The 19238-nt window shown below is 44.6% G+C and carries 17 protein-coding genes and 1 pseudogene; all 18 read left to right on the top strand.

All coding sequences use genetic code 11. From position 1 onward, the window contains the following. The first annotated feature begins 11 nt into the window (after nucleotides 1-11). The 18 genes and pseudogenes from NSQ22_RS10240 to chvE all read left to right on the top strand — a co-directional run bounded on the left by NSQ22_RS10240 (nucleotide 12) and on the right by chvE (nucleotide 19220). On the top strand, nucleotides 12-908 hold the full coding sequence (locus tag NSQ22_RS10240) for a carbohydrate ABC transporter permease (RefSeq protein WP_129446864.1): 897 nt from the start codon (nucleotides 12-14) through the stop codon (nucleotides 906-908). After that, nucleotides 905-2017 (top strand): ABC transporter ATP-binding protein, encoded by a 1113-nt coding sequence (locus tag NSQ22_RS10235; protein WP_171355778.1) that lies wholly within the window; start codon nucleotides 905-907, stop codon nucleotides 2015-2017. Before NSQ22_RS10240 ends, NSQ22_RS10235 begins: the two co-directional genes overlap by 4 nt. Nucleotides 2018-2034: 17 nt before the next feature. Continuing rightward, nucleotides 2035-2859, top strand: coding sequence for an inositol monophosphatase family protein (locus tag NSQ22_RS10230; RefSeq protein ID WP_081157693.1), 825 nt, complete (start codon nucleotides 2035-2037; stop codon nucleotides 2857-2859). A 16-nt stretch (nucleotides 2860-2875) separates the two neighbouring features. Then, nucleotides 2876-3598 (top strand): glycerophosphodiester phosphodiesterase family protein, encoded by a 723-nt coding sequence (locus NSQ22_RS10225; RefSeq protein WP_190300651.1) that lies wholly within the window; start codon nucleotides 2876-2878, stop codon nucleotides 3596-3598. 26 nt (nucleotides 3599-3624) lie between these two features. Next, on the top strand, nucleotides 3625-4536 hold the full coding sequence (locus tag NSQ22_RS10220) for a hypothetical protein (RefSeq protein WP_171355670.1): 912 nt from the start codon (nucleotides 3625-3627) through the stop codon (nucleotides 4534-4536). A gap of 156 nt (nucleotides 4537-4692) precedes the next feature. Next, nucleotides 4693-5433 (top strand): MgtC/SapB family protein, encoded by a 741-nt coding sequence (locus NSQ22_RS10215; RefSeq protein WP_158083262.1) that lies wholly within the window; start codon nucleotides 4693-4695, stop codon nucleotides 5431-5433. A gap of 24 nt (nucleotides 5434-5457) precedes the next feature. Beyond that, nucleotides 5458-7392, top strand: coding sequence for a 3D-(3,5/4)-trihydroxycyclohexane-1,2-dione acylhydrolase (decyclizing) (gene iolD, locus NSQ22_RS10210; RefSeq protein WP_081157479.1), 1935 nt, complete (start codon nucleotides 5458-5460; stop codon nucleotides 7390-7392). Nucleotides 7393-7410: 18 nt separating this feature from the next. Then, the gene (gene iolE, locus NSQ22_RS10205) at nucleotides 7411-8337 is read left to right on the top strand and encodes a myo-inosose-2 dehydratase (protein ID WP_011231380.1); all 927 of its coding nucleotides are present in this window, start codon (nucleotides 7411-7413) and stop codon (nucleotides 8335-8337) included. A 17-nt stretch (nucleotides 8338-8354) separates the two neighbouring features. Continuing rightward, entirely contained in the window at nucleotides 8355-9179 is an 825-nt protein-coding gene (gene iolB, locus NSQ22_RS10200; RefSeq protein WP_339263387.1) for a 5-deoxy-glucuronate isomerase, read from the top strand. Between the two features lie 37 nt (nucleotides 9180-9216). Next, nucleotides 9217-10227 carry a 5-dehydro-2-deoxygluconokinase gene (gene iolC / locus NSQ22_RS10195; protein ID WP_029761229.1) on the top strand — a complete coding sequence of 337 codons (1011 nt, stop codon included), beginning with the start codon at nucleotides 9217-9219 and terminating at the stop codon, nucleotides 10225-10227. A 20-nt stretch (nucleotides 10228-10247) separates the two neighbouring features. Then, nucleotides 10248-11708 (top strand): CoA-acylating methylmalonate-semialdehyde dehydrogenase, encoded by a 1461-nt coding sequence (locus NSQ22_RS10190; protein ID WP_008880031.1) that lies wholly within the window; start codon nucleotides 10248-10250, stop codon nucleotides 11706-11708. Between the two features lie 78 nt (nucleotides 11709-11786). Continuing rightward, nucleotides 11787-12674, top strand: a complete 888-nt coding sequence (gene fba, locus NSQ22_RS10185) for a class II fructose-1,6-bisphosphate aldolase (protein WP_008880032.1) — start codon at nucleotides 11787-11789, stop codon at nucleotides 12672-12674. Nucleotides 12675-12966: 292 nt separating this feature from the next. Next, nucleotides 12967-13170, top strand: a complete 204-nt coding sequence (locus NSQ22_RS10180) for a zinc ribbon domain-containing protein (protein ID WP_081157481.1) — start codon at nucleotides 12967-12969, stop codon at nucleotides 13168-13170. Between the two features lie 80 nt (nucleotides 13171-13250). Next, a pseudogene (locus NSQ22_RS10175) lies at nucleotides 13251-13514 on the top strand (glycoside hydrolase family 127 protein); the annotation flags it as partial. Nucleotides 13515-13835: 321 nt separating this feature from the next. After that, nucleotides 13836-14837, top strand: a complete 1002-nt coding sequence (locus NSQ22_RS10170) for a substrate-binding domain-containing protein (RefSeq protein WP_008880034.1) — start codon at nucleotides 13836-13838, stop codon at nucleotides 14835-14837. Nucleotides 14838-14855: 18 nt separating this feature from the next. Further along, nucleotides 14856-16643 (top strand): sensor histidine kinase, encoded by a 1788-nt coding sequence (locus tag NSQ22_RS10165; protein WP_081157483.1) that lies wholly within the window; start codon nucleotides 14856-14858, stop codon nucleotides 16641-16643. Nucleotides 16644-16656: 13 nt separating this feature from the next. Continuing rightward, nucleotides 16657-17859, top strand: a complete 1203-nt coding sequence (locus tag NSQ22_RS10160) for a response regulator (protein WP_011887529.1) — start codon at nucleotides 16657-16659, stop codon at nucleotides 17857-17859. Between the two features lie 284 nt (nucleotides 17860-18143). Next, on the top strand, nucleotides 18144-19220 hold the full coding sequence (gene chvE / locus NSQ22_RS10155) for a multiple monosaccharide ABC transporter substrate-binding protein (protein WP_008880038.1): 1077 nt from the start codon (nucleotides 18144-18146) through the stop codon (nucleotides 19218-19220). Nucleotides 19221-19238 lie beyond the last annotated feature (18 nt).

Genomic DNA, 19238 nt, shown 5'->3' with positions numbered 1-19238 from the left:
GGGTAATAATTATGGAGATAACAGGATATCAAACAGAATCGACGACCATGGTTATATCTTCTTCTAGGTGGAAAAAACGTATTACTTTCATCATTGCCTACGGAGTTTTAGTGCTGACAACGTTGCCTATTATTTTGATGTATTTGTGGCTTTTGGTGAGTTCATTTTTCGAGAAAATGAAATTCGGCTTTATTCCTGTTCATTTTACCTTAGAAAACTGGGAGTTTTTATGGACTAATGTGGAGCATGGAGGGAGCATGCTTCCAAGTATTTGGAGGGCAACTTGGAATTCTTTCGTATTTTCAGGTACCCTTACTATCCTTGAGGTCATTATCGGTGTTATGGCTGGGTATGCTTTAGCCCGGACTGAATTTCCGGGACGTCAAGCGCTAATGAAGACTATATTACTTTTACATGCATTTCCAAGTGTTGCTTTACTGATTGCTGTGTTTTACATTTTAAATTTTATGGGATTGTTCGATTCACTATGGGGGGTTGTTTTAGTTAAGACAGCCTTACAAATTCCGATGACAGCGTGGATCATAAAGGGATTTTTTGATGATGTACCGTGGGATGTGGAATGGGCTGGATTAATTGACGGTTGCAGTCGTTTTAAGGTTTGGTTTTCAATTGTCCTTCCATTGATTAAGCCAGGGATAGCAGCAGTTAGCATTTTTTCATTCTTGTCGGGTTGGTCTGAATTCTTACTGCTGTATACCTTTATTTTAAGTGATGAAAATGTAACCCTGTCGTCTTACTTACAAAAACTTATCAGCGATCCGAATATGGTCAATTATGGGATGTTAAGTGCTGTATCACTGTTTTATATGTTCCCGGTTTTACTGTTTTTCCTTTTTACACAGAAGTCATTGATGCAAATGAGTGCTGGGGGAGGAAAAGGGATATGAAAATTGAACTGAGAAATATTTGTAAATCATTTAACAAAAAAACCAATACTATCGATAACATGAATTTGACGATTAATGACGGGGAGTTCGTTGCTTTGCTTGGACCGAGCGGTTGCGGAAAATCAACGACGATGCTTATGATCGCGGGAATTTATAAGCCAGATAGGGGCGAAATTTATTTTGATGGCCAAATTGTAAATGACTTGGAACCTAAGGATCGGAATATTGGCATGGTGTTTCAAAGCTATGCCTTATATCCGCATATGACGGTTTTAGATAATATTGCATTTCCATTGAAACAACAAAAAGTTCCAAAGGAAGAACGAATAAAACGGGCAAAACGGGCTGCCGAAATGGTACAACTTGAGCATTTATTAGGTCGAAAACCGAGTGAATTATCCGGGGGGCAACAGCAACGAGTTGCTTTGGCACGTGCTATCGTAAAAAGACCCAAAGTATTATTATTAGATGAGCCAATGTCTAATCTCGATGCTAGATTAAAAATCGAAATGAGAGAGGAGATTTCCCGCATCCAAAGAGAATTAGGCATCACAACCATTTTGGTTACTCATGACCAGGAAGAAGCGATGACGATGGCTGACCGTATTGCTGTTATGAAGGAGGGACAGATTATTCAGTACGATACCCCAATGGAATTGTATTATAATCCAAAAAACTACTTTATAGCTCAATTTATCGGAACACCTCCGATGAATTTTCTAAAAGGAAAATTACTGAACAACCAGCTTCATCTACCAAATAGCACTGTTGAATTAGATTGTGAATTTTGGGAGTTCAATAGAAAGGAAACAGAAGTCCATGTAGGTATTCGCCCTTATGATTTAAAATTAGGTAAAAATGGGAATGTTTATATAAAAGGTACTGTAAGTATGGTTGAACTTGTTGGGCATTCAAAAATGATTAGTGTAAAGGTTGGTAATGAACAGGTTCGTTTTTTTGCTGAACCCAATATTAGTATCGAATATGGCTCGGTTATCGAGATATCAACTCAGACCTCATCTATCCATTTATTTGATGCAGTAACGGGAAGAAGTTTAAAAAAAGATGGTATGAACAAGGGGCTTGTTAAAGAATCTGTCTATAACTAAAGGAGAGAAATTAAAAAATGGGTGTTAGTGTAAAATGCAGTGTAGAACATGTTTTGTATAACTCAGCGATTGAATACGTATTACAAGCAGGACAATTAATTAGGAGTCATTTGGGGAATAAAGGAAAAATTGAGCAAAAAAAGAATGCCTTTGATCTGGTAACAGAGGTTGATAGACGAAGTGAAGACTTACTTCGGCGAAAGATTCACAAGGATTACCCTAGCCATTGGATTTTATCTGAAGAAAATTGCGGTCAAGCCAACGCATATGAGATGTTTAAAAATCATGATTCGGATTACGGTTGGATCATCGATCCCATTGATGGTACGACCAACTTTATTCATGGCATCCCGTATTTCGCTATTTCGATCGGAGTTGTAAAGGATGGAGAGCCTGTCATCGGCGTTGTGTTCAACCCAGTCACGGATGAACTTTATACGGCAAGAAAGACATTTGGAGCTTATTTGAATGGACGCCCCATTCGGGTTGGAAAAGAATCGACTTTGGCTGAAGCGGTCATAGCAACCGGATTTCAGGCTAGCGATTTTAGATCGGGGTCTCGTGTCGTTCAACAAATAGACCAATTGGCAGGGAGAAGCCGCAATATCCGTCTATTTGGTTCAGCGAGTCTAGATCTATGTTTATTGGCATCTGGAAGGATCACAGGTTTTTGGCATGATGGTCTAAATCCATGGGATACAGCGGCGGGGATCTTAATCTTGACAGAAGCGGGGGGGAAAGCCACAGATAAAGATGGAAATCCTTATCGCCTCTCTCATGATTCACTGATCGCCTCTAACGGGAGAATTCATGGCGAATTAATAGAAACAATAAAATTATAAAAAATGAGGGATTTTGTTGAAAAGACCATTAATTACTGCTCATACTGGTTGCATGAATACGCCGCCTAATTCTATTGAATCTATATTAGAAGGAATAAAAGCAGGAGCGGATATTATTGAAGTGGATGTTCGTGCTACAAAGGATGGGGTTGCTGTTCTTCTGCATGATGAAAAGATTGTAACTCCAAAGGGAGTAAGGAGGGTAGGAGATTTATCGTTTAAGGAACTCCATGATCTCGATAGATCTAGTAGGATTTTTCGGCTCGAGGAGGCTTTATCGATTGTCAAAGAGCATCACCGGATTATTAATCTAGATGTAAAAGAAGATAGTGCTATTGATCCAATGATAGAAACAATTGAAAAACATAAGATGAGAGATTATGTGATTATTTCTGGATGTGAAAGGGAAAGAGCGAATTATTTAAAAAATCATTACCGTTTATATCAAGTATTACTAAATGTAGGTATAAGTTTGTATGAAACCTATAAGGAGGATTATGAATCCTTTATCAGGAAAACGTGTTGGGAAGCTATTGAAGCTTCATGTTGCGGTATAAACATAAACTATCAATTCTGTGACGAGTCATTGGTTAGTTATGCCACGATTCGTTGTATTCCTGTTTGGGTTTGGACAATCGATGAACCTGATGTAATGAAAAAATTCCTCGATATGGGTGTTTATTCCATAACTACTAATGAAGTAAAAATACTAGTGGAGCTAGGGAACCAAGCGAAATAACTAGGAAACTCCAGGAGGTATTTAAAATGATCGATACGCTTTTATATGAGTGGAAAAAGAGAAATGAGGAAATTACGGGGTTAATCAGGGAAGGAGTTTCTACTAATGATTTCTACCAACTAGCGATTTGCCAATTGGAGTTTCTAAGAAGGGTAATCCCTGATAATGTGAATTATGTATCACGATTAGCGGAGCTCTTGCACTTAGATGGTAATATACGTAGGGCTGGAGAACAGTACCGTCTAGTATTACAGATGGATCCGTTAACTCCGCTTACTGAGAAGGAAACACAGATGATTAGGAAATTTTGTCCAATATTGCTCCTTACCCAGAAAGAATGTTTTCCGTTGAAAGATGTTGTAGCAGTGCATCATCCAACCAAACCAATGATTGGCTATCACTTGTTTTGGGAGGATGACTATGATTTCCCTGATGATTATGAACCGTGCGACCATGAAGAAATTTGGATTGAGTACAATCCTGAAAATGAGACCATAACTAATGTTATGTGTTGGTTCCATTCCCGTGTTCTTAGCTCTAAGGATGCGGTCAAAGAGGCATGGGATAACAATCAAAGAGCCATCATTAGAGTTGAGTGGGGGAAGCACGGTTCTCTTTTATGTGGATGGGAAAGTATGAAAGAGCCACTAACAGGTGTGATGCTAGTTGATTGGCTTAAAGAAACTTATGAACATGTAAAGAAAGGCGGACGAGTACCTTCTCATCCATTAAAGAAATATTGGCCCAAAGGATTTGAGGGTACCTTTGAGGAATATATTGATTTTTCCGTAAGACTAGATCCATTAAATTGGCTTGATAAAAAACCCCTCATGTATAAAACAAGATGGGTAAACGCTGTTATATTTACGCAATGTTTACCTTACAACTTTCATCCTAAAATGGAATGGCCGGATCGTTTTCACAAGTTTCCATTCTAAAAATTTTATATATATTCAAAAATAGAAATTTATCAACAACTAAACTTATGGCAATTAAATTGATAACATGTGAGGTTATCCTTCTAATGGTGATAAGATTTTTGGTTGCGGAAGTTATAATCGTTATACCAAATGACAACTAAGGAGGTGGTTATATTGTTTACAATCTCTATCTATACCATTATAGAGAGAACAGTTTTAGCAGCTATACTTGGTGGTATCGTTGGATGGGAGCGCGATTTAAGGGATAAACAAGCAGGGGTAAAAACCCATCTTCTAGTTTCCGTTGGTTCTGCTTTGATTATGATACTTTCAATTTATGGATTTAATGAAACAATAGGTCACTGGAACGCAAGATTTGATCCAGCGCGCCTGGCTCATGGGGTAATAAGTGGTATTGGTTTCTTGGGAGCAGGGGTAATCATGCGTAAATCAAATAGAGTCTCAGGAATCACCACTGCAGCTACCTTGTGGGTTGTTGCTTCCATAGGCTTATGTGTTGGAGCGGGATTTTATGTACCTGCATTGGTGGGAACGGTGATCATTTTGATAAACGCTTTTGTTCTTCGAGGGATAGAGTCAAAGCTGCTATCATCAGCTAAGGCAATTACAATTCATATAACAGTTAAAGACGGAGATGGAATAGATGCGTTAAAGGAAATATCGAACTTTTTCAGAGAGAGCAAGGCAGTAATTAAACATATCTACTTTTTAGATACAAAGGAGCTGAGTGATAATTTAGTTAATATTACATTCCGATTAAAGCTAAAGAGTCAAGATAATCTTATTGGTTTGCTTACTCATTTGAGGGGAATAGAGGGGGTAGAGAAGGTTGAATGTGATGATATTCATATGAGAGTCAAAGAGGTTTTTAACGAGAAAAGTCTGAGTCTTTAATCCTTTTCAGGAGGGGGGAAGTAAATGAAAACGATCCGCTTAACAACCGCCCAAGCATTAGTCAAGTTTTTAAACCAGCAGTACGTGGAGTTCGATGGTCGTGTACAGAAATTTGTCAAAGGTGTTTTTACGATTTTCGGCCATGGTAATGTACTCGGCCTTGGTCAAGCGCTTGAGGAAGATCCCGGAGAGCTCGAAGTGTACCAAGGGCGCAATGAACAAGGAATGGCACATGCGGCGATTGCCTTTGCAAAACAAAAACACCGTCGGCAAATCATGGCATGCACGTCATCCGTCGGTCCCGGGGCGGCGAATATGGTGACGGCAGCGGCGACAGCTTCGGCGAACCACATTCCGGTGTTATTGCTTCCGGGAGATACGTTTGCGACAAGACAGCCCGATCCCGTGCTTCAACAAATCGAGCACTGGCATGATTTGACCATTTCCACAAACGATGCGTTTCGTGCCGTCAGCAAATATTGGGATCGCATCAGCCGCCCCGAGCAGCTGATGCCGGCGATGATTCAAGCGATGCGGGTACTGACCGATCCCGCCAACACCGGAGCAGTCACCATTGCCTTGCCTCAAGATGTGCAAGGGGAAGCGTACGATTTTCCTGAATCCTTTTTCCAAAAACGGATTCACCGCATTGAACGCCGCGTTCCGGCGAAAGCGGCGATTCATGAGGCGGTGGAGCTCATTCGCAGAAAGAAAAAACCGATCATCATTTGCGGCGGCGGCGTCCGCTATTCGGAAGCAGCGGAAGAACTGAAACAGTTTGCCGAGAAATTTCACATTCCTTACGGGGAAACGCAAGCCGGCAAAAGCGCGGTGGAAAGCGCCCACCCATACAATCTCGGGGGAATTGGCGTCACCGGCAACCTTGCCGCCAATATAATTGCGAAGGAAGCCGATTTGGTCATTGGGATTGGCACCCGTTACACCGATTTTACGACAGGGTCGAAACAGCTTTTCCAACATCCTGAAGTAGAATTTTTGACGATCAATGTCTCGGTCTTTGATGCTTGCAAATTGGATGCCGTCCGCGTAGTGGCAGATGCGAAACTTGCTCTTCTCGCCTTAACCGAAGAGTTGGAGAAAATCGGGTATCGATCCGGCTATACGAATGAAATAGACATCGCGAAAAAGGCGTGGGAAGAAGAGCTTAACCGACTGCATCACGTCCGCTACCGCCAGTCGGGCTTTCAGCCGGAGGTGGCCGGCCATCTCGATGAGGTTTTGACTGAGTATTCCGAGTTTTTCGATTCTTCGTTAACGCAAACGGAAGTCATTGGCGCGATTAACGAGTGGATCGATGACGACGCCATTATCATCGGAGCGGCAGGCAGTTTGCCGGGGGATTTGCAGCGCATGTGGGTGGCGCGCCGGCCCAATACGTATCATATGGAGTACGGCTATTCGTGCATGGGGTATGAGATTGCTGGTGCGCTTGGCGTGAAAATGGCGGAGCCGGATAAAGAAGTCTATGCGATGGTCGGCGATGGCAGCTACTTAATGCTTCACTCGGAGCTTGTAACGAGCATTCAGGAAAAGAAAAAAATCAATGTTCTCCTATTTGATAATGGTGGATTCGGCTGCATTAACAACTTGCAAATGGGTCATGGAATGGGCAGTTTCGCCACAGAATTCCGCTACCGCAACGAAGAAACCGGGCGCTTAGACGGGAGCTTGATTCCGATTGACTTCGCGCAAAGCGCGGCCGGTTACGGGGTGAAAACGTATAAAGTGCACACGCTCGAGCAATTAAAAGAAGCGCTCGAAGATGCCAAACAACAATCGGTGTCGACATTGATCGATATTAAGGTGCTTCCAAAAACGATGACCCATGATTATGAGTCATGGTGGCATGTCGGGGTGGCGGAAGTGTCCCGGAACCCAAAAATTGCGGAGGCATACAAGCGGAAAGAACAACAATTGCAAAGGGCAAGAAAATATTGAACAACTGGAGTGAGAGAGATGGAAAAAACGGTTAATCCTTTTCGTATCGGCATTGCCCCGATCAGCTGGGTCAATGATGATATTCCGGGACTGGGTGATCACTATACCCAAGATCAAGTCTTATCCGAAATGGCGGAGCTTGGGTATGTTGCAACGGAAATGGGGCGCCTCTTTTCCCAAGATCCCCCGTCATTGAGGGCAAAACTGAACCAATATGGCATCGAGCTCGCCAGCAAATTCATCGGCGTGCTCTTTTCAGACCGTTCTCGTCTTGAAGAGGAACTCAAGACGTTCCGGTCTTGGGCGGAATATTTGCACGATATGGGATGCAAGTATGCGATTGTCTGCGAGATGGGGGGATCGATGCACTGGGATCCGCGCCGGGCGCCAGAAGAAAAAACGATTCAACGGCTCACGGATTCCGAATGGGAGTCCCTTGTTGACGGATTGCATCGCGCCGCGCATATATGTCAAGAGCTAGGAATGAAACTTGTTTACCACTTTCACGCGGGAACAGTCGTCGAAACGGCGGAAGAGATCGATCGCTTAATGGAGTTGACGGATCCGAATCTTGTCCATCTCTTGTATGACACAGGGCATGCGTTATATGGCGGATATGATCCAGTTGAACTGTTGCATCGGTATGCGGATCGCATTCAATACGTTCATTTGAAAGACGTAAGGCACGATGTGCTCGAGCTGGTGAGACGGGAACAACTCGACTTTCGCACGGCGGTGTTGCGTGGCATGTTTACGGTTCCTGGAGATGGATGCATTGACTTTGTTCCGATTTTTGCCAAATTGATTGAGATGGACTATAACGGCTGGATCATCGTCGAAGCAGAACAGGACCCGGCTGTGGCGCACCCGTACACGTACGCCAAAATGGCCAAAGAATATATTGACCGCCTTGTTCATCATCTCTTGGCGGCCCAAAAGCGGTAAGGGGGGAGGATGAAACGATGAGCCGACTGATCATACCAAGCCATTCGCCGAATGAAGAGGGGAACGTCGTCCGCGTAACGCCGGAATCGGCGGGATGGGAGTATGTTGGATTTGAAGTGTATGCGTTAACAAAAGGACAAACATTGCGAAAAGAGACGATCGATCAGGAAGCCTGCCTTGTTCTTCTCAAAGGGAAAGCGAACATATCTACGAAGCTGGAGCGGTGGGAACAGATCGGATTGAGAATGGATGTGTTTGAGAAAGTTCCGCCATACTCGGTCTATGTTCCGGCAAACGATGTGTATGAAGTCGAAGCGATGACGGATGTGGAAGTAGCGGTTTGTTTAGCGCCGGGGAAAGGTACATATCCGGCGCGATTGATCCCCCCAAGCGAAGTAGGAGTCGAAATACGGGGAGCAGGAAATATTGAACGGCGGGTGCATAACATTCTTCCGGAATCCCAACCGGCCGACAGCTTGCTTGTCGTTGAGGTATTTACGCCGGAAGGAAACTGGTCGAGTTACCCCCCACATAAACATGACCAAGACAACTTGCCCCATGAGTCGTATTTGGAAGAAACGTATTATCATAAAATCAATCCCGGTCACGGTTTTATGGTGCAGCGTGTGTACACCGATGATCGTTCCATCGACGAAACGATGGTCGTGAAAAACGGGGATGTCGTCTTAGTCCCGAAAGGCTACCATCCGGTTTCCGCTCCCCCAGGGTATGAGGGGTATTACTTAAACGTCATGGCCGGGCCCGTACGGACGTGGAAGTTCCGCAATGATCCGGACCATGAGTGGGTGATGGAAAGCAAACTCGCGGCCAAACAGAAGTAGAAACGATCTAAAAAGACGACAGGAAAGAGGCGGTTCGATGAATTTACTCCCATTTGACGAGCAAAAACCGTTGGATTTTATCGCTGTCGGCCGACTATGCATCGATTTAAATGCCAATGAGATTCACCGGCCGATGGAAGAAACGGTGACGTTTACGAAATATGTCGGCGGATCTCCGGCGAATATTGCCATCGGCATGGCCCGGCTTGGCATGAAAACAGGGTTTATCGGCCGAGTGGCCGACGACCAAATGGGCCGATTTATCGTTCAATACTTAAAAAACAATGGCATTGATACATCCCATGTCATTACCGACAAGTCCGGCAGTGTAACAGGCTTGGCGTTCACCGAGATTAAGAGTCCGACCGACTGCAGCATCCTCATGTATCGCGATAATGTCGCTGATTTGAAACTGGAACCGAACGACATTCATGAAGACTATATTCGGCAGGCAAAATGCTTATTGATTTCCGGGACGGCTTTGGCGAAAAGCCCGTCAAGAGAAGCGGTGTTTTTAGCGTTGGAATATGCAAGACGCCATGGAGTCGTTGTCTTTTTCGATTTGGATTATCGCCCTTATACGTGGCAATCCAAAGAGGAAACGGCGATTTATTACAACTTGGCCGCCGAAAAATGCGACGTGATCATCGGCACGAGAGAAGAATTTGACATGATGGAGCAGTTTGCTGTTCATCAGCATGATGACGAGAAAACGGCGCAAAAATGGTTTGATTATCACGCGAAAATCGTCGTCATTAAACATGGCAAAGATGGATCGATCGCCTATACGAAAACAGGGGAAACGTTTGTCGGTACGATTTTTCCGGCGAATATTGTCAAAACGTTTGGAGCAGGCGATTCTTACGCTGCTGGGTTTATCTACGGATTAATGAATGGATGGCCGATTCCAAAGGCGATGGAATATGGTGCAGCTGCTGCTTCGATTGTCATCTCGAGCCATAGTTGTTCCGATGCAATGCCGACGTTAGATCAAATTGAACAGTTCATTCAACAACATAAAAGCAGCTCGACCGCTGCAAAATCATAAATGAAAGGGGATCGACGAACATGACAATGACAACGGGAGTACAAACTTTAAAAAACTATATTGGTGGGCAATGGGTGGAATCTCGTTCTGCGAAGACAGAAGCGGTTCCAAACCCTGCGACAGGCGAAGTGCTCGCTTACGTTCCGATTTCGACCCGCGAGGATTTGGATCGTGCGGTTGCGGCAGCAAAAGAAGCGTTCAAGACATGGAGCAAAACGCCAGTGCCGCGCCGGGCGCGAATCTTATTCAAATACCAGCAGTTGCTTGTTGAACATTGGGAAGAGCTGGCCCGGTTGGTGACGTTAGAAAACGGCAAAAGCTACAACGAAGCCTATGGGGAAATTCAGCGCGGAATTGAATGCGTAGAATTTGCGGCAGGTGCGCCGACGCTCATGATGGGAAGACAACTTCCTAGCATTGCGACCGGCATTGAATCAGGAATGTACCGTTATCCAATTGGTGTCGTTGGGGGCATCACGCCGTTTAACTTCCCAATGATGGTGCCTTGCTGGATGTTCCCGCTAGCGATTGCGTGCGGAAACACGTTCGTCCTAAAACCGTCCGAACGCACACCGATGTTGGCCAATCGCCTAGCTGAACTTTTTAAAGAAGCCGGGCTTCCAGATGGAGTACTCAACATCGTTCACGGGGCGCATGATGTCGTGAACGGACTTTTGGAGCATCCAGATGTGAAGGCGATCTCGTTCGTCGGTTCCCAACCAGTCGGCGAGTATGTGTACAAAACAGCAGCGGCTCATGGCAAACGTGTTCAGGCGTTGACAGGAGCGAAAAACCATTCGATCGTCATGCCGGATGCGGACTTGAAAGTGGCTGTCCGTGAAATTATTAATGCGGCGTTCGGCTCGGCTGGAGAGCGGTGCATGGCGGCGTCGGTTGTTGTCGCGGTTGGGGACATTGCTGATGAATTAGTTGAGAGATTAGTAGCGGCCGCAAATGAAATTAAGATAGGCAACGGATTGGAGGAGAGCGTCTTTTTAGGCCCGGTCATTCGCGAAGCTCATAAACAACGGACGGTCAACTATATTGAACTGGGAGAAAAAGAAGGAGCTATTTTAGTGCGCGACGGGCGAAAAGATGCTGCTGTCCAAGGCGAGGGATACTTTATCGGACCGACCATCTTTGACCGAGTCACCACCGACATGACGATTTGGAAAGATGAAATTTTTGCTCCTGTTCTTTCGATTGTGCGGGTTAGCACGTTGGATGAAGCCATTGAAGTGGCCAACAAGTCTCCATTTGCCAACGGGGCATGCATTTACACAAGAGATGGCGGAAATGTCCGTAAGTTCCGTGATGAAATCGATGCCGGGATGTTAGGGGTCAACTTAGGGGTCCCAGCACCGATGGCCTTCTTCCCGTTCTCTGGGTGGAAGAATTCGTTCTACGGCGATCTTCACGCTAACGGCATGGACGGTGTGGAGTTTTATACACGTAAGAAAATGCTCACTGCTCGCTGGTAAGAGCGATGGAAAAACGATCAGGCGCCTTAGGGCGCTTGATGCTTTTTCACGAATGTGTAAACAGAAAGGGGAATCGAAATGCCGCTTGTCTCAATGAAGGAAATGTTACAATGTGCTTTACAGGGAAACTATGCTGTCGGCCATTTTAACGTGAACAACTTAGAATTCGCCCAAGCCATTCTCCTAGGGGCCGAAGAAGAGGAAGCACCCGTCATTTTGGCTGTGAGTCCGGGATATATCGGGCATCTTGGCGGACTCCGGACGGCAGCGGCCATGGTTAAAGAACTCGTGAAAGAATACCGCATTACTGTACCTGTCGCTCTCCATTTAGACCACGGCTCCTCCTATGAGCAATGCCTCGAAGCGATGGAAGCTGGGTTTACATCCGTGATGATTGATGCTTCCCATTTCCCTTTGGAAGAAAATATTTCGATGACAAAAAAAGTTGTTGAGGCGGCTCGGTTTTTTGGTGTCTCCGTTGAAGCAGAGGTCGGAAGAATCGGAGGGCAAGAGGATGACGTAGTGGTCGATGAAGCGGAAGCGATGTACGCCATTCCGGAAGAATGTGAGCGGTTAGTCAAAGAAACCGGAGTTGACTGCCTAGCACCGGCATTAGGTTCGGTTCACGGTCCGTATAAAGGGAAACCGAAATTAGGATTTGCGCAAATGGAACAAATCCAGCGCTTAACTGGCGTGCCGCTTGTGCTGCATGGAGGAACAGGAATCCCCTTGGAGGATATTCGCAGAGCCATTTCGTTAGGAACAGCTAAAATTAACGTCAACACGGAAAATCAATTGGCGTTTACTAGGGGAGTTCGTTCTTTACTCAATGAGAATAACGGCCTGTATGATCCGAGAAAATACCTTGGGGCAGGAAGAGAAGAAGTAAAACAGACCGTAAGACAAAAAATTCGCGAATTCGGTTCGGTAGGGAAAGCGAAAGAAGGGGTGTTGTCTTCATTGTAAAAAGAACGATGCACAAGCTGTCGCGCCGGAAGCCAAGCGGTTCGAACAGGCGCAAAGCCCGCTGAAAAGGGGCCAAGCTTCATGAGAAAATCACCAACTGCCGGAACGATTTCCCGAACAAACTGTCCACCCGCTTGATCGGCGAAAATCAAGTAGTGTGCATGGAGGACTTGTGCGTGCCGAACATGCAGAAGAATCGCAAACTGGCCAAACGCATTTCCGATTCCGCATGGGGGACGATCGCTCAGGGGAGTGGAATATATAGCGAAATGGTAGGGGCGGACGGTGATCCGTGTCGGCTACACGTTTTCATCGAGTTAATGGTGCTCGTGGCTGCGGGCATTGGCAGGTGGAGGTGAAATCGTTCAACATCCGTTCGAGGGCGTGCCGAAACTGCGGAGTCGAACGCGACCGGGATCACAACGCTGCTCGAAATATTTTGCAGGAAGGGCTTCGTTTGCAGTTATTGAACTGCGGGACAGGGATGGCTTGGTGAACCGCCTGCCGTAGAGTGGAAGTTCCCAAGAATCTCTCACCTCTAAGTGTTAGCGTAGGCGGGCGAACGTTCAATGTCTAGAAGGGGCGGATAACCCAGAACCGTTATATGCGATTTCCCTTCCGAGAACTTCAATACTACAAGCACAATTTGATGAGCGTTTGCTCGGAGGAATGGTAAAAAGAGCAGGTCAAGTGCTGAGGTGCGATGATTCTGATTGGGACGGAGGATTATATCGAAATACTCCACCTACTGCCAAACCGTTCGAGTTTACAGCTATCCCTTATTACGTATGGGATAACCGGCAGCCGGGTCAAATGATTGTCTGGATTCCTGAAGCATAACAAGATAGTAGAGGGAGTCACGACAAAGGGTGTTTGCTCCTTCTCAGAGAAACAAGAGATATAGAATTATGAATCTGTTGATACGTATATTGTATATTTATAGTAGTGACAAAGGGGTGTCTCGCTGCTTTTGAGACACCTCTTTTGTTTTGGATTTTGATGCTGAGACATGACACATGAATAAGGAGCGTTTCCACCTCCCCTATTGCACTTAGAATAAACGTCACCTATACTTAGGGAATAATACGTCATCCCATTGGTTTCGATTGATGAAAGTTTTTATTAAAGAGATTTGAGAATATTGCAGGGGGGAGGGTTAATATGAAAAAATTAGCAATTATTTATGTCTGCTTGATTGGTTTGTTTCTTCTTTATATATATCGCTATCATTTCGAAATTTCTCACCTTCGTTTATCCTCCCAAGAAGAGACGGCATTTCAAGGCCAACCTAACGAAAAATACGTCATGATCACCTTCCAATCAGGAATGGATTATTGGAAGCGCTGTCTCAAAGGGTTTGAAGACGCCGCCGAGGAGTTGAACGTCTCTGTAGAATATCGCGGAGCGACACAGTATGATGTCAATGAACAAGTGACGGTGCTAGAACAGGTGATCGCAAGGAAGCCAGCGGGTATTGCTATTTCAGCGATTAATCCGACAGCGTTGACGAAAACGATCAACAAGGCAGTGGAGAAAGGAATTCCAGTTGTGTTGTTTGATTCGAATGCTTCGGGAAGCAAGGCGTTTTCGTTTTTAGGGACGAATAACTATAATGCTGGAGTGACAGCAGCTCATGAAATGGCGAAACTGTTGGGGAATAAAGGGAATGTCGGGATCATTACTTCGCCTTATCAGCTTAATCACCAAGAGAGAACAAGAGGGTTTGTCGAGACAATTTATCAAAAATACCCACAAATGCATGTGGTGGCTGTAAAAAATGGGAAAGGGGATGTTAGGGCTTCCAAACAGGCGGCGATAGAGATCTTAGAGGATTACCCAGATGTGCAGGGGATCTTCGCAACGGAAGCGAATGGGGGAGTTGGCATGGCCGAGGCCGTTGTGATGTTGAATAAAAAGCATGTAAAATTGATTAGTTTTGATACGGAAAAACAAACGTTAGATTTGGTGAAGAAGGGTGTCATTGCTGCGACATTGGCGCAAGGAACATGGAATATGGGATACTGGTCGCTGCAGTTTTTATTTCAACTTCATCATCGCCTTACGTCTTCTTCGCGGTCAGGGGATTTGCCTCTGCCGGTGTATGTCGATACAGGGATCACGGTTGTTACGAAAGAAAATGTGGATCGTTTTTATGCCAGATAAAGAAGAAATGAGTGATCGATGTTGGGAGTACGAAAACGTTGGCGAGTTCGTCATTGGCCGATACGGTACAAGTTTGTTTCCTTGTTGCTGATTTCTATGATTGTCCCTGCTCTCGGGCTTGGAGGCCTAGTGAGCTGGGCGGTTGACCGAATCATCGAGCGGCAAGTTAACGAAAATACGTTACAGTTAATTAGCCAAGTCAATAGAACATTAGAGTTTTATGTTAATAATATGCAAAATATTACGTATTTAATTGCATTTAATCCTGAGACGAAAGCATTTTTTGACCGCTCCACCTCTAGTGATGAGTATGAGATTCGTCAGTTTTTGCAAGGGATTACAACGTTATATCCTGAAATTGCTGGAATCTTGGTTGTCAACCAACATGGCGATTATATTAGCAATGAAATGTACAGCCGCTCCTCGCAACCGTTGACAGAGGAATCGTGGTATCAGGAGGCGGTTAAAAATAAAGGGATTTTTAAAATGATTGGCCATCCTGGTGGGCGAAATGTCCTTTCCCATGCCAATTATTCAAGCGAAGAGGTCGTATCCGCAGTACGGGCGATTTTAGAGCCTGAGACACAAAAGGTGAAGGGAGTCGTGCTTATTGATTTAAAGCTGCGAGTCATTGCAGAAGCGACAAAAAACGTCCGTCTTGGGAAATGGGGACATTTGCTAGTGATAGATGAGCGAGGCGAGAGTATTTATACTCCAAGCCCATCGCCGCTTCGAACAATTCCGCTGCGATGGGTTCAAGGGAATAGTGGTACGTTTTCGAAAGAAATAAACGGACAACATATCCAGTTGATTTATCAACGCTCCCCGTTTACCAATTGGACGATTATCGGAGTATTTTCTGGCAATGAATCGGCGTTAGAAGTGATGGAAATCCGTTTTTATATCATCAGCTTCATCTTTTTCGTCTGTTTTATTGCGCTCGGCGCCTCGTATTACTTATCTTTTTCGTTATCGCGCCCAATCAGCCAGCTAACAGCTTTTATGAAAAAAGCGCAAGCAGGCGATTTAACGGTCCGTTATCATGATGAACGTATGGATGAAATTGGGATATTAGGCCGAAGCTTCAACCATATGTTGGATCAAATGCAACGTTTTATTTCTTTGGCAGAATGGCAGGAGCGACAGCGTTGGGAAGCGGAGTTGCGGGAGCTGCAGGCCCAAATTAAGCCGCATTTCCTTTACAATACGTTAGATACGATTCAGTGGATGGCGCGAAAAAAAGGGGCGGATGATGTAGCGGAAGTGGTGGGTGCGCTGGCAAAGCTGTTCCGCATCGGGTTGAGCAAAGGAAGGAACATGATTCTTTTCGCTGAGGAGATCGAACATATAAAAAGTTACTTGCACATTCAGAAAGTTCGTTATAAAGATAAGTTAAACTACACATTTGATATTCCTGAACATTTGCAACAGTTCTATGTGTTAAAATTGTTGTTGCAGCCAATTGTGGAAAATGCTATTTATCATGGCATTAAACAGCGAAGAGGACCGGGGCATATTTCGATTCAAGCAGAAGAGCGAGATGGAACGATGTATATTCGCGTGAAAGATGATGGGATTGGAATGTCCCGGGAGCGGCTTGAGGAGCTGCGGAAAAGTCTAACGATTGACTTTACAGCGGGAGATCAGGAAGGCAAGATGAGAAATATAAAAGGATACGGAATGGTCAATGTACAGGCTCGGTTGCAATTAACATTCGGTCCGTCTTATCGGTTGTATATTGACAGTGAAGAAGGGAAAGGAACGACCGTGATGATTGTGCATCCAATGATCATGAACCTCTCCTAGGAGGGACGAAGAAATGTGGAAAGTGCTAATTGCGGATGATGAGATGATTATTCGTGAAGGAATTCGAGAATCGATCGACTGGGCTCAATTCAATATGGAAGTGATCGCGGAAGCGGAAGATGGGGAAGAGGCGCTAGAATTAGCGATAAAACATGAAGTGCACGTATTATTTGTAGATTTGAGCATGCCGATTATGGACGGGCTGACACTTATGAAACATGTGCGAGAGAGGCTGCCGCACTGCCATATGATCGTGATTACTGGTTACGATGAGTTTTCATATGCGCAAGAAGCACTCCGTCTCCAGGTGGATGATTACTTGTTAAAACCAACGGACCCAAAGCAATTGCGCGAAGTAGTGGCGAAGGTGAAAGAGAAACTTGAACGTGAGCATCAGGAGAGAGGATATGTAGAGCTATTAACGAGTCAAGTACAAAAAAATGTCGGGTTGCTTCGCCAGCAATTAGGAGTCGAATGGGTAGAAGGAAGATTGAGGGAAGAGGAAATGATGAGACAGTTGCCTTTGCTTGGCCTTCCATCATTTTGTCCTGTTCAAGTTGTTGTCATTCAATGGTTCTCGTTTAAAAATCAACCCATTATGAACGATCGGGATCGATACATTCTTTTGTTTGCGATAGAAAACATCGTGTCTGAATTGTTGGTGAATCATGAAATGTTGGTTTTTCGCGATTCAAATGGGTTCGTTGTTGTCATAGTTTGGACACCGATTAGTGAAGAACAGCGTAGGGGGATTGAAGCCGCATTAAAGCAATATTTGTACATTGGAGCTAGCGCTTATATGGAAATGGTAGAGGGAGGGGTGACCGGGGTGATTTCGGCGTATGAAAAATGTAAGAGGAAGATGGAGGAAGAAAAGCGTCTTTCTCCGGTTGTCCGCCGCGCCAAACAGTATATACAGACACATTTTAGCCAGTCAGAACTGACACTTGAGTCGGTTGCTCAATTTCTCAATGTCTCTCCCATTTACCTGAGCCGAATGATCAAGCAAGAGCTAGGCATTTCTTTTGTTCACTTATTGACGAAAATTCGACTGACGAAGGCGGTTGAGCTACTTTTATCTACGGAACTACCTATTCACGAAATTGCCGAGCGAGTCGGCTATGATACACAACATTATTTTAGCACGGCCTTTAAAAAAGCGATGGGAGTGCCTCCAAACCAATATCGGAAGATACATCTAGAACGTGAGGCATAGCTAGTAGCAAAACAGATCACGTTTTCTTTTTGCGGGAGCTGACCTCAAAAGCCGCCTGCCTTCCACAGACATACTAGATATCGATTCAAGGAAGATTCATTGTTTACATATGGTAATCAAAAAGGGTGTCCCAATTTGTAGGGACATCTTTCTTTTTTTGAAAACGCTTCAATAAAGTTAAATTTTTATAAAAATCGTTAATTGATTAAAAAGACGTACAATTTAATCAATGATATAGTAAAAGCACGAAGAAAATATACGTACAAATTTTAGGAGGGGGAAAAATGAAAAGGTTTTTATCTACACTAACGTTACTGTTCCTTGTATTGGCGTTGTCTGCATGTGGCGGCATCGGAACGAGTGGCGGAAAGAACGCTGGGTTTGTCGGTATTTCGATGCCAACAAAGTCATCGGAGCGCTGGGTGCGTGATGGGGAAAGTATGGTGAAAGAGTTTGAGAAGCTCGGTTATAAGACGGATTTGCAATATGCTGAAGACGTAGTCGAAAACCAGGTATCTCAAATTGAAAATATGATCACCAAAGGCGTTAACGTGTTAGTCATTGCACCGATTGATGGGGAAGCGTTGACCGACGTATTGGAAAAAGCGAATAAACAAGGGATTAAGGTGATTTCGTACGACCGCTTAATCAAGAATAGCAAGTATGTGGACTACTATGCGACATTCGACAACTTTAAAGTTGGTGTGCTGCAAGGCCAATACATTGAACAAAAGCTTGGTCTTAAAGAAGGAAAAGGCCCGTTCAATATTGAGTTGTTTGCTGGATCTCCAGATGACAATAACGCTTATTTCTTCTTTGATGGAGCCATGTCGATTTTAAAACCGTACATCGATTCAGGAAAGCTAGTGGTAAAAAGCGGTCAAACAAAATTCGACCAAGTTGCAACACTCCGTTGGGATGGGGCGACAGCTCAAGCGCGTATGGATAACTTGCTGAGCGCGCATTATACGGACGCTCGTGTTGATGCCGTACTGTCTCCGTACGACGGTATTAGCATCGGGGTCATTTCTTCCTTAAAAGGGGTCGGTTATGGGACCGCGAGCAAACCGATGCCGGTAATCACGGGACAAGATGCGGAATTGGCTTCAATAAAATCGATTATTGCTGGTGAACAAACACAAACGGTATTTAAAGATACGCGGGAATTGGCGAAAAAAGCTGTTGAGATGGCTGATGCAGTATTGAAGGACAAAAAGCCGGAAGTAAACGACACCAAAACATATGATAATGGGGTAAAAGTCGTGCCGTCTTACTTGTTGGAACCGATTTCCGTCGATCAATCGAATTATGAAAAAGTGCTAGTCGATAGTGGCTATTACAAAAAAGAAGATTTGAAATAAGCTTGAGAGAAAAAGCGG

This window comes from Geobacillus sp. FSL K6-3411, from assembly GCF_037965715.1.
Lineage (GTDB): Bacteria > Bacillota > Bacilli > Bacillales > Anoxybacillaceae > Geobacillus > Geobacillus thermodenitrificans.
This window is presented reverse-complemented; position numbering and strand designations above follow the sequence as displayed.

Coding starts and splice junctions, on each gene's coding strand:
- NSQ22_RS10240 (WP_129446864.1), top strand. CDS start 12: ATGGAGATAACAGGATATCAAACAGAATCGACGACCATGGTTATATCT.
- NSQ22_RS10235 (WP_171355778.1), top strand. CDS start 905: ATGAAAATTGAACTGAGAAATATTTGTAAATCATTTAACAAAAAAACC.
- NSQ22_RS10230 (WP_081157693.1), top strand. CDS start 2,035: ATGGGTGTTAGTGTAAAATGCAGTGTAGAACATGTTTTGTATAACTCA.
- NSQ22_RS10220 (WP_171355670.1), top strand. CDS start 3,625: ATGATCGATACGCTTTTATATGAGTGGAAAAAGAGAAATGAGGAAATT.
- iolD (WP_081157479.1), top strand. CDS start 5,458: ATGAAAACGATCCGCTTAACAACCGCCCAAGCATTAGTCAAGTTTTTA.
- iolE (WP_011231380.1), top strand. CDS start 7,411: ATGGAAAAAACGGTTAATCCTTTTCGTATCGGCATTGCCCCGATCAGC.
- iolB (WP_339263387.1), top strand. CDS start 8,355: ATGAGCCGACTGATCATACCAAGCCATTCGCCGAATGAAGAGGGGAAC.
- iolC (WP_029761229.1), top strand. CDS start 9,217: ATGAATTTACTCCCATTTGACGAGCAAAAACCGTTGGATTTTATCGCT.
- NSQ22_RS10190 (WP_008880031.1), top strand. CDS start 10,248: ATGACAATGACAACGGGAGTACAAACTTTAAAAAACTATATTGGTGGG.
- fba (WP_008880032.1), top strand. CDS start 11,787: ATGCCGCTTGTCTCAATGAAGGAAATGTTACAATGTGCTTTACAGGGA.
- NSQ22_RS10170 (WP_008880034.1), top strand. CDS start 13,836: ATGAAAAAATTAGCAATTATTTATGTCTGCTTGATTGGTTTGTTTCTT.
- NSQ22_RS10165 (WP_081157483.1), top strand. CDS start 14,856: ATGTTGGGAGTACGAAAACGTTGGCGAGTTCGTCATTGGCCGATACGG.
- NSQ22_RS10160 (WP_011887529.1), top strand. CDS start 16,657: ATGTGGAAAGTGCTAATTGCGGATGATGAGATGATTATTCGTGAAGGA.
- chvE (WP_008880038.1), top strand. CDS start 18,144: ATGAAAAGGTTTTTATCTACACTAACGTTACTGTTCCTTGTATTGGCG.